The sequence below is a fragment of the Paenibacillus sp. FSL R5-0713 genome (assembly GCF_037973325.1).
GTDB lineage: Bacteria > Bacillota > Bacilli > Paenibacillales > Paenibacillaceae > Paenibacillus.
On the sequence record NZ_CP150229.1, the window covers coordinates 2,198,379 to 2,213,324 of the forward strand.

Below are 14,946 nucleotides of genomic sequence, written 5' to 3' on the forward strand. Positions count from 1 at the left end.
ATATAAAAGTTTCTTATTTGTAATTGTAATGTATTGAGGCCTGCCCATCGCAGGCCGATAGAACCTAAGGGAGTGTACCAAGATGAGAATAACAGACTTGATGATCCAGGAAACGATGATCATGGACCTGCAAGCCACAACGAAAGATGAGGCTATTGATGAACTGATTGCAAGCCTGAACCGAAGCGGACGTATTAATGATCCGGTCCTGTTCAAGGAAATGATCTATAAAAGAGAAGCTGAATCCAGCACGGGGATCGGTGGCGGAATTGCGATGCCACACGCCAAAACAACAGCAGTGAATGAACCGACGGTTGTATTTGCCAAGAGTAGACAAGGCCTTGATTTTGAAGCGTTGGATGATCAGCCAGCTCATGTGTTCTTCATGATTGCCGCTCCAGAAGGCGCAGGGAATACCCATCTGCGTACGCTTGCAGCTCTTTCCAGGTTGTTGATTGATAGCGATTTCATCTCACAGTTGATGAGTACAGATACACCTGCCGAAGTCAGTGCATTGTTTGATGCCAAACAGGCGGAAGCAGCAGAAAAAGAAGCGGCCAAAGAGAAAGCAAAAGCTGAAAAAGCAGCAAATGCCGCATCCGGCACTACTAGTGGTCAGCCACAGAATACCTCTGGTGTGATCGTGGGTAACGCAAACTCGGAAGATTTTGTTGTTGCGGTTACAGCCTGTCCGACAGGTATAGCGCATACGTTCATGGCTGAAGATGCACTTAAAAAGAAAGCTCAGGAAATGGGCATCAACATTCGCGTAGAAACAAACGGCTCCGAAGGAGCACAGAATGTGCTGACGGCTGATGAGATTGCCCGCGCCAAAGGGGTTATCGTTGCCGCAGACAAAAATGTAGAGATGGCACGTTTCGATGGTAAACCGGTATTACAAAGACCGGTGAGCGATGGAATTCGCAAATCCGAAGAGTTGATCCGCAAAGCTGTTAACGGTGATGCACCGATCTATCACAGTCAAGGCGGAGGTACCAAGGAAGAGGGAGCAAGCACTGGCAAGATCAGTGTAGGTAGCAAAATCTATAAAGATCTGATGAATGGTATCTCTCATATGCTGCCGTTTGTTGTAGGTGGCGGTATCCTTCTCGCAATCTCCTTCTTGTTCGAGCAGATTGCTAGTCCTGATAATCCAATTGTGCAACTGCTTCAAACGATCGGTGGCGGAACAGGTGCATTCCACTTCCTAATTCCGGTCCTTGCCGGATTTATCGCGATGAGTATTGGTGATCGTCCAGCCCTGATGCCTGGTATGGTCGGTGGATTGATGGCGGTTAACTCGAACGCAGGTTTCCTTGGTGGTCTGGCTGCCGGTTTCCTGGCGGGTTATGTAGTCATTGGTCTTCGTAAGGCATTGAAAGGTTTGCCAAAAGCAATTGATGGCTTGAAACCAATCTTGCTGTATCCGGTATTCGGTTTGCTGATCGTAGGTGCAATCAGCTTCTACGTCTTCGATCCAATCTTTGGTTCCCTGAACACATGGCTTGTAGATGCACTTGGTAATCTGGGAACAGGAAATAAAGTATTGCTTGGGCTGTTGCTTGGTGGCATGATGGCGATCGATATGGGCGGACCGTTCAACAAAGCGGCATATACGTTCGCGATTGGGGTATTCACATCCAGTGGTAACACAGACGGTGCATGGATGGCAGCGGTTATGGCAGGTGGTATGGCGCCTCCTCTGGCAATTGCCCTGGCAACGACGTTCTTCAAATCCAAATTTACGGAGCAAGAACGCAAATCGGGCTTGACCAACTATGTTCTTGGATTGTCTTTCATTACGGAAGGTGCAATTCCATTTGCAGCAGCTGATCCACTTCGTGTATTGACATCATGCATCATTGGTTCTGCTGTTGCGGGCGGACTGACACAATTGTGGAGTATTAATGTACCCGCTCCGCACGGCGGCATCTTTGTTGCTGCACTGGCGAACCACGCAATATTGTTCCTGCTTGCCGTTGCCATTGGTGCAGTGATCTCCGGTCTGATTCTGGGCTTGTGGAAGAAATCACCAACGCTTGTGAAGTAAGGAATATTAGAAACATCTCCTGGGTGGATTTCACCTGGGGGATGTTTTTTTTTGTTTCAACTTTTTCATCAGACAACGGAAAGTTGCCTCTGAATTTGTGTTTGTGTAAAATGCTTATTTAGCATTCATATGAATATATGGTAAAATAAAAATATATAATGAAACAGTGTTTCAACTAATGAAACTTATGCAGGAGGAATTTGAATGTCTGATGTAATCAAGAGTCAGGTGCAGAAGCAGTTTGCGAAAAATGCAGGAAAATACGTGACGAGTGCGGGACATGCCAAAGGTGAAGATCTCGAGTTGCTCGTGTCTTCATCTCAAGCTACTCCAGATATGAACGTGTTGGATATCGCCACTGGAGGAGGACATGTCGCCAATGCTTTGGCTCCTCTTGTTCAGCGGGTGACTGCCCTGGATTTAACGAAGGAGATGCTGCAGGCAGCTGAACAGTTTATCCTGGGGAATGGACACGATAATGTAGATTTTGTAGCCGGGGATGCGGAGAAGCTACCATTCGATGATGATGTCTTTGACCTTGTGACCTGCCGAATCGCGGCTCACCATTTCCCGGACGTGTCTTCGTTTGTTCACGAGGCGTTGCGAGTCATGAAGCCTGGTGGAAGGTTGTTATTGATTGACAACGTGGCACCTGAACGTGATGAGAATGACCAGTTTTACAATGAAGTAGAGAAGTGCCGAGATGCAAGCCATGTTCGAGCATGGCGCAAGACGGAATGGATTCATATGCTGGAGTATGCGGGCTTCCGAATGGAAGCGATGGTTTCTTTCCAGAAGCGCTTTAAGTTTGAAGAGTGGTGTGATCGTGCAGCACTGCCGGAACAGGAGAGGGGTGTACTTGAAGCAAGCATGTTAAGCGCACCATCCATCATCAGGAAATTTTTTGATTTTGAAGTGACAACGAACGGGAAGCTCGACAGCTTCCAAGGAGAAAGTGTATATATTCAAGCGACTAAGCCGACTCATGTCTGATTCGATAGAGCAGACCATTAAGTTGGCAGGTTATGAACGACTAAAAGGGCGGATATTAATCAACAAAAACAAGCAGAGTACCTTGAGGAGGTAGATCTGCTTGTTTTTTTGGCATATTTATAATCATCAAAGCGACAGTTCAGGGTTTTAGTATAACCTTGGTACATTCGTCTTCATGATCGTTGAAAATGCGATACGCATCGCTTGCATTCTCCAGTGGAATTCGATGGGAGATGATCTCGGTTGGATCAAATTCACCAGCTGTGATTTTACGGAATAACTCAGGCATGTAATGTATAACAGGGGCTTGTCCCATTTTGAGATTGATATTACGTTCAAACAGATTGCCTAATGGAAACATGTTGTAGGAAGAACCATATACACCTGTAAGTTGAAGTGTACCGAATTTGCGAATGGCCTTCATGCCAATCTCGATGGCACTCAGGGAACCGCCATGCAATTTCAGCTTCTGTCCAATTTCCTCCAGCGTGCTTTTTTTGCCATCCATACCTACACAGTCGATGACAACGTCGGTTCCACCTTGTGTAATCTCGCGAATGTGTTCACCCATATCATCGTAATCTTCAAAATTAAAAATCTCTGCATCGTTCAAACGTTTGGCTTTCTCCAGTCGATAGGGCAGGCGATCTACAGCAATAACGCGTTTGGCACCTTTCATCCAGGCGAACTTTTGCGTCATCAGTCCAATGGGGCCACTACCGAGTATGGTAACTGTATCTCCCGGTTTAACTCCCGCATTCTCGACACTCCAGTAAGCGGTTGGAAGAACATCGGACAGGAACAATAAGGCCTCATCTTCCAATTCACAGGATTCCGGGATCACAAACGGTGTGAAGTTCCCATAGGGAACACGCAATAACTCTGCCTGACCTCCAGGGTGGTTGCCGTAGCGCTCAGTAAATCCAAAATAACCGCCTGTATGAATATCCGGATTGCCATTGGAATTATCGCACTGACTCTCCATGTCATGATTGCAATAGAAACATTCGCCACAAGCGATATTAAAAGGCAGGACCACACGGTCCCCCTTCTTCACACGTGTTACTTCCGGACCGACTTCTTCTACAATGCCCATCGGTTCATGACCGATAACATAATCTTTGGCAGCGGGCAGGGCTCCCTGATAAATGTGCAGATCGGATCCACATATGGCTGTGGAAGTAATACGAACGATAATGTCATCCTTCTGTTGCAGTGTGGGATCTTCAACCTCTTTGACTTGAATGTCCTTCATTCCCTGAAACGTAACGGCTCTCATCTTCATATTCCTCCTTGTATAGTGGGATTCTCTGACAATTACCCCTTTTCAGCTCAAATGATAGAGAAGATACTAAATTAAACTACAGGCCATTTTATTTTTCGCAGCGCATCGAGCAACTCAGGGGGCGCATTCAGATTGTCGCGGACCAGATCCCGCGGGGTTAACGCCATCCATTGATTCAGGGACACATCCTCAAATCGATCACTTCGGAATATTTCCAAAAACCATAAAGTGTCTGTACCGGTATTCTGTATATAGTGTCCCATTGCGACAGGAACATATCCGACATCTCCAGCCCGATAATCAAATGTTCGAGCAATGCCATTGCCTCCAAAGACGGTCATTCTTCCTTGTCCTGTCAGATAATATTGCCATTCATCTGCATTAGGATGCCAGTGCAGTTCACGCATGGCGCCAGGACGGATCTCAACAAGTGCAGCTGCAACAGTAGTAGAGATGGGAAAGTTGGTGGAGTCTACAATACGGACGCTTCCGCCAGGTGTAATGAGTGGTTCCTGCGCCAGCAATCGATGTTTGAAAGTGAGCGGAACGGTACCGTATGGCGACTGAACTTCCTGGCTCTCGATGGAGCCCGGGACAGTATCTTGGAAAATGTACATCTGTTCCTTCGGCATCGACTGAAAAGCAGATTCGGGCACGCCGAAATTGACAGACAATACTTCCGGTGGTGTATGGGCAAACCAGTCGGATATGGATAACGTATTCAGATCGGAGAAGGACCCGTCATCAAACACGAGTAGAAATTCACAACCTTCCTCCAGTCCTTGAATGGAATGGGGAAGACCCTTTGGGAAAAACCAGAGATCGCCTGGCCCAACATCTGCAATAAAATTACGTCCGTTCTGATCCACCGAGGTGATTCTCGCTGTTCCCCAGATCATATAGGCCCATTCGGATTGCTGGTGCCAATGGAGTTCTCGTACACCGCCGGGTGTCAGGCTCATGTTCACACCAGCCAGTGTCGTGGCAACAGGAAGATCCCGTACGGTAATTTCACGTGACCAACCCCCATGGTTCAATTGCATATGGGTATCGGAAAAAGACATTCTCAGATTGGGCAATAACCCGTTATCGGTAGCTGGAGGTACCAGCATATCGGGGTTCTGTATATCTCTCATGACATCTCTGGGTCCCAGATCAGGTCCTCCAGCGCCATCACTGCGAATGGGTTGCGGGATGATAAGAGGTTTATCATTTGGTTGCTGTCCTTTGGTCATTGAGTGATCCCTCCAGATTCAGTGGCATGTCACACGCGACATGGTATCGTTATGTCTACACCTATGAATCAGGGCCTGGATAATATGAGGGACAAACGACAAAAAAGACGTGACCGCATGCAGTCACATCTTCTGGTTATCGAATCAGATGAAGGCAGAATTCCAGATCGGATTGAAGATGCCCGTTCATTAGGCGCTCAGCGTGTTTTTGTTATATTTCGTCCTCCTGGTACATCACGATTAGGATGGGGTGGAGGCAGGTTCTTCAAGCTGCGTTGTACGAAAACGCTGCTCGTAGATTTCGTGTACACGATGGAGAACGGCAGGACCTTGCTCGGTAAAACGAAGCGCTGTCGCTTTATTTTTCACCAAGAAAGTACCGGATTCATGTCTGGTGGGTGATAAAGCCGCACGGTAGAGCAATGAAGCGCCATGACTCGGATGGGGAAAGAACCATTTCATAATGGGTTTGATATAGAAGGGCAGACCGGATGTTTTGTTGCCCCGTAGCGTATTATTTCCACCGGGATCTACGCTTAGCAGTTGTATGCCATCTCCCTTGGCAGATTTGGCAACCTCGCGTGTCCACAGAGATAAGCCGAGCTTAGAAATGGCGTAGGGACCAAACAGCTTTTTGAATTCAGCTGGACGTTCCAGGATGTTTAGATCAAATTGTTTGACCATTTTGAACGCGGTGGTGGAAGTATTAATGACTGTCTTCATCTGTCCTTTGAGCAATAGCTCAGCCAATTCCATGTAAATGATATAAGGGATTACCGTCTGAAGTTCGAAGTGTAGTTCATGCCCCTGATCAGAGAAACGAAGCTCGGAGGCGCTCCCCCCGGCATTGTTAAACAAGACATCAATCGAATCGGTATCAGATTTGATCTGATCCAGTGCAGTTCTCAGGCTATCGTAGTTGGTCAGATTGGCCTGAACCCAACGCAGCTTGCCTGAACGTAAGGCGTTCTGAATATCGGTATCCTCGGCTGGGAAAGCCGACCGGTTGAGACCGATTACCTGCCATCCTTCATCCAATAACTTGCGTGTCAGTTCAAGACCAATTCCTGACGTTGAGCCTGTGATGAGAGCGGTGTGAAGCTGATTTTGGTTATTCATATATACCTCCAGAAGAATGGGATTACAGAGCGAATCTGTATGCTGCGCTCATTCTATAACTTGGAGTCGACTCCAAGTCAAGAGGGGGCTCGAATGGATCATGCTTGACTTGGAGTCAACTCCAAGTTGTAATATGGAGAGAAATGAATGTGGAGGAGGCCCATATGTTGAGCGACCATGTCATGTTCTCCATCAAAGAAACGTCAGAGCAGGCCGGATTATCGGAAGATACGATTCGTTATTATGAGAAGATTGGACTGCTTCCCCGAGCTGAACGCAGAGCCAATCGCCATCGGGTATACCGTCCGGAGGATATTCATACGATGAAGTTGATCACTTGCCTTAAAAAAACAGGAATGTCTCTGGAGGAAATGAAGCCGTACTTGCACATGTCCCTGGATTCGGATCTCGCAGATTTTCCGGAGGAGCGGGAGATGCTGGTTAATTATCGAAAGAAAGTTGAAGCGCAGGTCGTTTCGTTGCAGCAGGTGATAGATTTCATCGACGAGAAGTTGCATAAACGAAGTATGTTTCCTGATGAGTGCCCTATTACCGGGGAAAACCAGATGTCTGTTTTTGAGAAAAAGAACATATTCGTTTGACGGACAATTGATATTGAAAAGAGGAAATCTGCCTTGACTCTACAACAATTAAAATATGTAATTGAAGTGGCCACACGCGGCTCGATGAATGAAGCAGCCAAACGCCTGTTTATCTCGCAACCCAGCCTGTCGAATGCCATTCGGGATCTGGAGCAGGAGTTACGAATCACCATTTTTGAACGTACCAATAAGGGGATATCTCTGTCCAAAGAGGGCGTTGAATTTCTAAGTTACGCACGTCAGGTGGTAGAACAGGCTGAACTGCTGGAGAATCGGTATCTGAACGCCAAGCCATCTCCGCAGCATTTCTCCGTATCGACACAACATTATGCGTTTGCGGTGAATGCCTTTGTTCGTCTGGTACAGCAATATGGTCAGGATGAATATGAGTTGGCGCTTCGGGAGACAAAGACCTACGAGATTATTCAGGATGTGAAAAGCCTGCGTAGTGAGATTGGCATCCTGTATTTGAATGAATTCAATGCCAAAGTGATTAACAAATTGTTAAAAGATGCAGGTCTGGTCTTCACAAGCTTGTTCACAGCCAAGCCCCATATCTTTATCAGTGTGAAGAACCCGCTTGCGAAGCAGGATTCGGTTGCGATTGAGCAGCTGCAAGATTATCCGTATCTGTCATTTGACCAGGGAGAGTACAATTCCTTTCATTTTTCCGAAGAGATCCTGAGTACGTTATCTCACCCCAAGAGCATACAGGTCAACGACCGCGCAACATTATTTAACCTGTTGATTGGTTTGAATGGTTATACGATCTCTACCGGTGTGCTTAGCGCTGATCTGAACGGAAACGAGATTATTCCTGTACCGCTGGAATGTGAGGAAACCATTAATGTGGGCTGGATAAGTCATAAGAGTACTTCTCTCTCTAATCTGGGCGTGGAATATGTCCGAGCTTTGCATGAGGCTATAGGGTCTTAATGATGTTGGGAGGTTCGTCAAAAATCCGTTTCCGTACAATCGGGAGCGGTTTTTTTTGTTCTGCTGCGATCACTCAAGTAGAGGGTGGTATGTTGTCATCCCGTGTAATAGAATGAAGGTATATGTCGAATAGGTGTGAGAGCACGAAGGGAGAACGGTTAGTGAGAGTTCTGTATCGAAATAAAAGTGAACAGCATGAGCTGACGGTATATGATACCAAAAAGCTATATGGAGAGAAGGGGCGATTTCGTGTATTGGAGTTCTCCAATGCAGCTGTGCAGGGCGCAATGGATCTGGATGAGCCTGCCCGGATGGTCTTGGAGTATCCAAGAGCGATGGTACATCTAATGGAACTGAATCATCCTGATTTTGAAAGGGTATTTGTGGTCGGACATGGTATTGGCACATTGCCAACCTACTTGTCTGATTGTCAGGTAAAGGTGGCTGAGCTGGACGCAGAGGTCGCTGAGCTGAGCCGAACTTTTTTTGGATATGAAGGAAGTCCTGTACTCATTGGGGATGGTCGTGAATTATTAGGGCAGGAGCCTTCAGGGATATATGATTATATTATTGTTGATGCGTTTACGGCAACGGGTACACCCGAGCATTTGATATCCAGTGATTTTTTTACCTTGGTCAAGGACAAGCTGGACAAGAAAGGTGCTGTGCTCCTCAATGTGTTCGGTCATGTTGGCAATGACCGGCTTGTGAGTGCGATCTATACGACACTTCAGGCACACTTTGCTTATACACATGCATTTGCATTGCCCACAGAAACAGCGGATGAAGTTCAAAATCGTATTTTAATGGGCAGTCATCATGCGATCGAATTTCAGATTCCCCACATGGCGGGGTTTGTTGAGCAGGAGCCGGAAGAAGGATATATCATCGTTGATCCAGACTGAACCTGAACAGTGATTCTTCCAGGGAAAGTAAATGTCATTAAATCGTCAATCTTACGATGTAATTGTTAAGATTTCTCAAACTCTTTATTTGATCTTAACAACTTTCGTATAAGATAGAGGGAATATGCTTTTTCATGAAAATCCGGGGGAAGTAAATAATGATTGCACAGATCAAAAGATCCAAATTACGAAGAAAAATAAAAAACATCAAGAAAATCAGCCTTACGGCTTTACTCGGTGGGCTGGTCACCATATCCGTCTTAATGACATTAACTCTCATGGTCATCTCATCTTATACATCTCAGAAACAGTCACTCATTGATAACACCCTAACGCTAAACTATGCAAGCGCTGTGCAAATGAGCCAAACCCTGGATTCGCTTTTTAATTCCATGCAGGAGAGCTTGAAATTTGCAGCCCAATATTTCCCTGATATGGATCAAACCAATGCTAAAGAATTGAATTCCACATTGGATTTGGTTCGCAATAGCAGTAATTTTTTTAATTCCGTTGCTTTGGTAGATAAAGCAGGAGTAGTCAGGTCTACCTCACCTTACTCGCAGGCTAGCATAGGTAACCATGTTAGTTCAGATGCAGCAAAAGAAGCGATTAAATCGAGAGCTTCCTATATCTCCGAAGCGTACCAGACACCCCGAACCAAACGCAGAATTGTATTTGTCAGTGAACCGATCTTTGATTCGGCAGGTGCGTACCAAGGAACGATTGGTGGAAATATCTTTTTGCAGGAAGATAATATTTTGAGTCTGTCTTTTGGCAGTCAGCTCAAGACAAGCAATGGTTCCTACTTTTTTATTGTGGATAAGAAGGGCACGTTGTTATTTCACCCAAACACCAACCGCATTGGGGAAAATGTCAGTAAAAATGAAGTGGTGCAGAAGCTGCTCATAAATGAGAACGGTAAAGAACAATACAAGAACCTTGCAGGTGTGGATTCACTTGCCGGTTATTACAAAGTTCCGTCAACAGACTGGGGCGTCGTCATCGTGTCTCCAACCCAAACGGTGTACGATCAATTGAATCATCATATCCGTATGTTGTTACTGTACACTTCTGTGCCTTTCCTGATTCTGACTCTAATTGTACTTCGGGTGGCACGTAAGCTGGCCAGTCCGTTTGTGTTGCTCGCTGATTTGGTGAATCAGGTCGATAAGGGACAAGTGGATCTGCCGGTGATGAAGCCTCATTGGAACAGGGAGGCGGACCTTCTTACACGTACCGTTGTTGGCGCGTTGGCGAACTTTAGGAAGCAGAAGAACCAGCTTGTCTATGATGCCAGAACAGATGTTTTAACAGGCATGAACAATCGCAGAACCTTCGAAGAAGTCATTCAGGAATGGATTCAGGATGAAGCACCATTCTCCATAATTGTTCTGGATATTGACCGCTTCAAGTCCATTAATGATACATTCGGGCATCATGCTGGGGATGAAGTGCTGAAACACATTGCCAACATCATTCAATTGTCTGTTCGCACGGAAGATGTCTGTGCTCGTTTTGGTGGAGAGGAATTTGTAGTCTTGTTAAGGAATTCCGAGTCTAACGTGGCTTTTGAGATTGCTGAACGGATCAGAATAACGGTCGAAGAAAGCATATTGCCTATTGATCGTTCCGTAACCATCTCGGCTGGTATTGCTGAATATCCGAAGCACTCCACAACATCCACAGAACTGTTTCACTTGGCCGATAATGCATTGTATCAAGCGAAGGAAGAGGGGCGTAATCGTACGGTTACGATCCAGACGGTTATCAAATAAATAAAGAAGCTGTTCCCTAAGAACAAGGGACAGCTTCTTTTGTTTTCTATACCTCTTGTGAGGATCTGGCTAGCACCTCATTGGTATACGTTTCTCCCCAATCTCGCATGCTGAAGATAATTGGTCGTAGCGTTTCACCAAATGCTGTGAGCGAGTACTCCACTTTTGGTGGGATTTGGGGGTAGATTTCACGATGAACAATTCCGCTGCTTTCCAACTCTCGAAGTTGTAGGGTGAGCATACGCTGGGTGATGTCAGGAAACAATTTGCGAAGCTCATTGAATCTCAGAGGACCAGAGAATAAGTGATACAAAATGGCACCTTTCCATTTGCCTCCAATCACACTAAGAGTAACTTCCACGGAACAGCCGTATGGCGTTGGACATGGCTTGGTTGCATCTTTTTTCATTATTAGTGCACCTCCACTTTACGGTGATAATCTATGGTATCCATTTGGGTGATTACATTACATATCGTACGTATAGTTCATGAAAGAGCATATCACTTATTATGCAGATTATAAACCCTAATCCTAGGCGCAGGCAGATGTGATGATGTCTGTAAGAAAAAAAGAGCCCCCGTTTCGTCTTGCGAAACATGGAGGCTCAATAAATGGGATGAATTTTGTACACTATATCAGGGCATCGAGGGAATATGCACCAGCTCCAGCGAGAGCAACACCAAGTAATGATCCAATCATCACCAGGTTATATTCGAATCCTCCGTTCAGATTCCATAGACCTTTATCTGCGTGAACCTTGGCTATGGCTACAACCATCGGAAGCATGAGTAGAATGGCTCCAACGATAATCCATAGACCGACTCCAAACAGGAATCCACCAATTAATTCAGCAAGTCCTGCGCACACGGCCAACGCTCTAGCGGGTTTCAGGCCAATCGCTCCGAAAAATTCAGCCGTCCCTGATACACCCTCACCCCCAAACCAGCCAAACAGTTTCTTACAGGCATGTCCGATCATAATAAAACCGATAACGAGACGAATGATGAGTAGACCCGTGTCCAACATGAGATGATTTCCTCTTCTCTGAATGTGTTGAAGTATGATAATGAGTGTGTATATGCTACTTCAGTGATGATAGAATGGAGTCACATAGAGCCATTGTTGCAATATTATCCTTGGCGCTGGAATGTGGGACTGTCTGGTTCTGGCAGCACGTGATGAAGTGCGCCATCTCACCAACGAAACCGCGTAGATAAAGGTCGCGATAAGCTCCTGACATGGGAGATCCGGAAGGGGTATATACGGTATCTTGCTCCTCGAGAGATTTCCAGGGAAGGCTTGTCGAGCTTCGGGATTGATGGACAGTAAGAGTGTTGATCTCTTCAGCTGACGCAAATCCGTGATCGAAGGTGACGAGTACACTTTCACTCTCCCGTGACCAGGCACTCATGCCGGTAAAATAAGCACTGCCTACCACGTTATTTTCGAATACAAGGGAAATGCTTTGATTAATGTGCTCCCCATCCTTCACGGTTGTGCCTGTAACACGTATAGCTTCTCCGAATAAGTAGCGCATCAGATCGATCATATGAATGGCAGCGAGTTTGATGAACTGCTCCTCATCCTTGCAAAACGGGGTGCTGTCTACAGCGAATTTCATCTGAAACGAACGCACTTTACCTAGCGATCCACCATTAATGAGTTCTTTTAACTTCAAGTAGACCGGAGCATAACGCTTCATAAAACCAACCATGACAACGACGCCAGCCTGCTCGGCAGCTTCGGCTACAGTGGAGGCTTCCGCAGCGTTCCATCCAAGCGGCTTGTCCACGTATACATTTTTGCCAGCCTGAATGCATTCAAGGACAAGAGCAGTCTGATCCATAGGCTGGGCGACCACAACGACTCCATGACAAGTTTCCTGCTGTAACATAAGCTGAGCGTTATCATACGCTTTGCCATTGCTCCCAAATCTCAGCAGAGCTGCTTCAGATCGTTCCATACTGCGAGTGGCAATGGCCTGGATCTGCGCTCCGCATTCAACGACAGAAGGATATATATTCGTGGATGCATGAAACCCGGCACCGATAAAGCACAGATGGGTTGTTTTCATAATGAGATCTCTCCTTCAATGTATCATTCGTATTGGTGGTTTGTTTGCTTGATAATACGATAGGGTGTTTGACGTTGATAAAAAAGGACATATGTCCTTTTTCTGAATGGATAAAAAGAAGTTGCATTATTATTTTGGAGCATGTATACTCTGAATTACGGTAAAACAAGGAATTGCTTCACCGGAACGCTTTTCATCCATGGATGAGGAGATACATAATATGCGGTCGTGGCGGAATTGGCAGACGCGCACGGTTCAGGTCCGTGTGGGCTAACCCCCCGTGGAGGTTCGAGTCCTCTCGACCGCATCAAACCAAAGAAAGGTTCGCGAGTTGCTTTAGAGCAATTCACGAACCTTTCTTTTATTTTTACAATAACATTGTGAATTCGGTATTTCGCTGTTGGCACTCTAATGCTGACGTTGCCGCAGAATGACTGCCATAATGAGTCCGGTGATAGCTCCAGCTATTCCAAACAGTGTAACACTGGCAATAACCTCAACGGACTGGAGACGAAACAAAAAAGCGATACCGCTGCCAAAGGTGGTTCCGGCGAGAAATCCGAGCGATATTCCTAATTCGTTGGTTAATTTCATTAATTCACCTACTTGGACATGTGAGATATGGATTTGCAAATATGGGGAACAGGAAGTAAAGTGTGATCAGGAAAATCATCACATTTTATTTCCTTTTTTATCTTGCGGTTTTAACACGTTAATTATGCATGATATCTCATATGGGAGGGTAAGAGCGAATGAATATGAACGAACGAATTGCAGCGTGGAATGAGGAAGCACAGCAGTGCGCTTGTGGTCATCAACACCGAGTGGTAGATATGCTCATTCATTTGGAAGCTGGGGCCATTCAGAGGTTACCTCGTTATTTGTCTGAACAAGGGTACCGCCATGTGACGGTTGTTTATGATCGACATACGTTTCGTGCTGCCGGATCTGATGTGCTGAACAGTATTCGGGAAGCGGGAATGCATGTGGATGAGATCGCTCTGCCGGAGAATCGTACGGGTGATGTTATTGCGGATGAAGCAGCTATTGTGCAGGTCATGTTGGGTGTGAAATTGGAAAGCCAGGCTGTCATTGCGGTGGGCTCAGGTACCATTCATGATCTGGTGCGATTTGTATGTTCCAAAATGAACAAGCCCTTTCTGTCGATACCGACAGCGGCTTCAGTGGATGGGTTTACCTCTGCAGGTGCGCCCTTAATTGTAAGCGGCATCAAACAGACATTTCAGGCTGTTCCGCCTGAGGCGATCTTTGCGGATATGAATATTTTGGAGCAAGCTCCCCAAGAGATGACGGCTGCTGGATTCGGAGATATGCTGGGCAAATATACTTCCCTTGCAGACTGGATTGTTTCTCGTGATCTGGGAGGAGAACCGTTCTGTCCGGTCGCTTATCGGATGACAGAAGAAGCGCTGAATTCCTGCATTAATCAGGTACAAGCTATTGCGGAGGGGCGAGCAGAGGGAGTAGCTGCATTAATGGATGCATTAATTATTTCTGGCATCTCCATGCTGATCATTGACCATTCCCGCCCGGCATCCGGGGGTGAGCATCACCTGTCTCACATCTTGGAGATGGAACTGATGCAGGCTGGAGAAAGACCGGTTCTGCATGGTGCCAAAGTTGGGGTGGCCTGTGCATTGCTTACGGTGAGATATAAAGAACTTGCACAAACTTCGGGTGAACCAGTATTTGCGATATATAACCAATTACCGGAGGCTGCTCAGCTCATCGCATGGTTGGAGCAAGTAGGTGGACCTGTGACTACTGAACAACTTGGTGTAACCCCGGAGATGGTGGAACATGCGTTTACCACAGCGCATACGCTTCGTCCTCGATATACCGGATTGAAATATATCAATGAAGTGTTAAAAACGAGGTAAGGGTTATTTCTAAGGATGTATGGTCTCCGAGATTGCATAGTATTGGCTTCTAGTGGGCTGAAATGGCCTT

At 46.1% G+C, this 14,946-nt stretch carries 14 protein-coding genes and 1 tRNA gene; 8 read left to right on the plus strand and 7 right to left on the minus strand.

Annotated elements, in window-relative coordinates:
- Nucleotides 1-82 precede the first annotated feature (82 nt).
- Both MKZ12_RS10040 and MKZ12_RS10045 read left to right on the plus strand, forming a co-directional pair.
- Entirely contained in the window at nt 83-2,050 is a 1,968-nt protein-coding gene (locus MKZ12_RS10040; RefSeq protein ID WP_339260216.1) for a fructose-specific PTS transporter subunit EIIC, read from the plus strand.
- A gap of 204 nt (nt 2,051-2,254) precedes the next feature.
- The gene (locus MKZ12_RS10045) at nt 2,255-3,043 is read left to right on the plus strand and encodes a class I SAM-dependent methyltransferase (RefSeq protein WP_339260218.1); all 789 of its coding nucleotides are present in this window, start codon (nt 2,255-2,257) and stop codon (nt 3,041-3,043) included.
- A 139-nt stretch (nt 3,044-3,182) separates the two neighbouring features.
- Here the strand turns inward: MKZ12_RS10045 and MKZ12_RS10050 are convergent, their stop codons facing one another.
- From MKZ12_RS10050 to MKZ12_RS10060, 3 genes are all read right to left on the minus strand, one after another.
- The gene (locus tag MKZ12_RS10050; RefSeq protein WP_339260220.1) at nt 3,183-4,322 is read right to left on the minus strand and encodes a zinc-dependent alcohol dehydrogenase; all 1,140 of its coding nucleotides are present in this window, start codon (nt 4,320-4,322) and stop codon (nt 3,183-3,185) included.
- A gap of 77 nt (nt 4,323-4,399) precedes the next feature.
- On the minus strand, nt 4,400-5,563 hold the full coding sequence (locus MKZ12_RS10055; RefSeq protein WP_339260222.1) for an oxalate decarboxylase family bicupin: 1,164 nt from the start codon (nt 5,561-5,563) through the stop codon (nt 4,400-4,402).
- A gap of 240 nt (nt 5,564-5,803) precedes the next feature.
- Complete coding sequence (locus MKZ12_RS10060; protein WP_339260225.1) at nt 5,804-6,682, minus strand: SDR family NAD(P)-dependent oxidoreductase; 879 nt, start codon at nt 6,680-6,682, stop codon at nt 5,804-5,806.
- A 164-nt stretch (nt 6,683-6,846) separates the two neighbouring features.
- On the opposite strand from MKZ12_RS10060, the gene MKZ12_RS10065 reads away from it, so the two are divergent.
- From MKZ12_RS10065 to MKZ12_RS10080, 4 genes are all read left to right on the plus strand, one after another.
- Entirely contained in the window at nt 6,847-7,284 is a 438-nt protein-coding gene (locus MKZ12_RS10065; protein ID WP_339260226.1) for a MerR family transcriptional regulator, read from the plus strand.
- A gap of 33 nt (nt 7,285-7,317) precedes the next feature.
- Nucleotides 7,318-8,220: a LysR family transcriptional regulator gene (locus MKZ12_RS10070; protein ID WP_339241083.1), complete on the plus strand. Its 903-nt coding sequence runs from the start codon at nt 7,318-7,320 to the stop codon at nt 8,218-8,220.
- A 161-nt stretch (nt 8,221-8,381) separates the two neighbouring features.
- A complete protein-coding gene (locus MKZ12_RS10075; RefSeq protein ID WP_339260228.1) occupies nt 8,382-9,125 on the plus strand; it encodes a fused MFS/spermidine synthase in 744 nt (247 codons plus the stop codon).
- 158 nt (nt 9,126-9,283) lie between these two features.
- Nucleotides 9,284-10,900, plus strand: a complete 1,617-nt coding sequence (locus MKZ12_RS10080; RefSeq protein ID WP_339260229.1) for a sensor domain-containing diguanylate cyclase — start codon at nt 9,284-9,286, stop codon at nt 10,898-10,900.
- A 46-nt stretch (nt 10,901-10,946) separates the two neighbouring features.
- Here MKZ12_RS10080 and MKZ12_RS10085 read toward each other — a convergent pair whose 3' ends face one another.
- The 3 genes from MKZ12_RS10085 to MKZ12_RS10095 form a co-directional block, all read right to left on the minus strand.
- Nucleotides 10,947-11,309: a helix-turn-helix domain-containing protein gene (locus MKZ12_RS10085; protein WP_339241087.1), complete on the minus strand. Its 363-nt coding sequence runs from the start codon at nt 11,307-11,309 to the stop codon at nt 10,947-10,949.
- Between the two features lie 222 nt (nt 11,310-11,531).
- Nucleotides 11,532-11,927 carry a DoxX family protein gene (locus MKZ12_RS10090; protein WP_339260230.1) on the minus strand — a complete coding sequence of 132 codons (396 nt, stop codon included), beginning with the start codon at nt 11,925-11,927 and terminating at the stop codon, nt 11,532-11,534.
- A gap of 55 nt (nt 11,928-11,982) precedes the next feature.
- On the minus strand, nt 11,983-12,975 hold the full coding sequence (locus MKZ12_RS10095; RefSeq protein WP_339260232.1) for a Gfo/Idh/MocA family oxidoreductase: 993 nt from the start codon (nt 12,973-12,975) through the stop codon (nt 11,983-11,985).
- A gap of 222 nt (nt 12,976-13,197) precedes the next feature.
- Between MKZ12_RS10095 and MKZ12_RS10100 the strand changes: the two genes are divergently transcribed.
- A tRNA-Leu gene (locus MKZ12_RS10100) sits at nt 13,198-13,282 on the plus strand.
- 101 nt (nt 13,283-13,383) lie between these two features.
- On the opposite strand, the gene MKZ12_RS10105 is transcribed toward MKZ12_RS10100, so the two are convergent.
- Nucleotides 13,384-13,569: a hypothetical protein gene (locus tag MKZ12_RS10105; protein ID WP_339241093.1), complete on the minus strand. Its 186-nt coding sequence runs from the start codon at nt 13,567-13,569 to the stop codon at nt 13,384-13,386.
- A 158-nt stretch (nt 13,570-13,727) separates the two neighbouring features.
- Here MKZ12_RS10105 and MKZ12_RS10110 point away from each other — a divergent pair, with 158 nt between their 5' ends.
- The gene (locus MKZ12_RS10110; RefSeq protein WP_339260233.1) at nt 13,728-14,876 is read left to right on the plus strand and encodes a sn-glycerol-1-phosphate dehydrogenase; all 1,149 of its coding nucleotides are present in this window, start codon (nt 13,728-13,730) and stop codon (nt 14,874-14,876) included.
- Nucleotides 14,877-14,946: the final 70 nt, after the last annotated feature.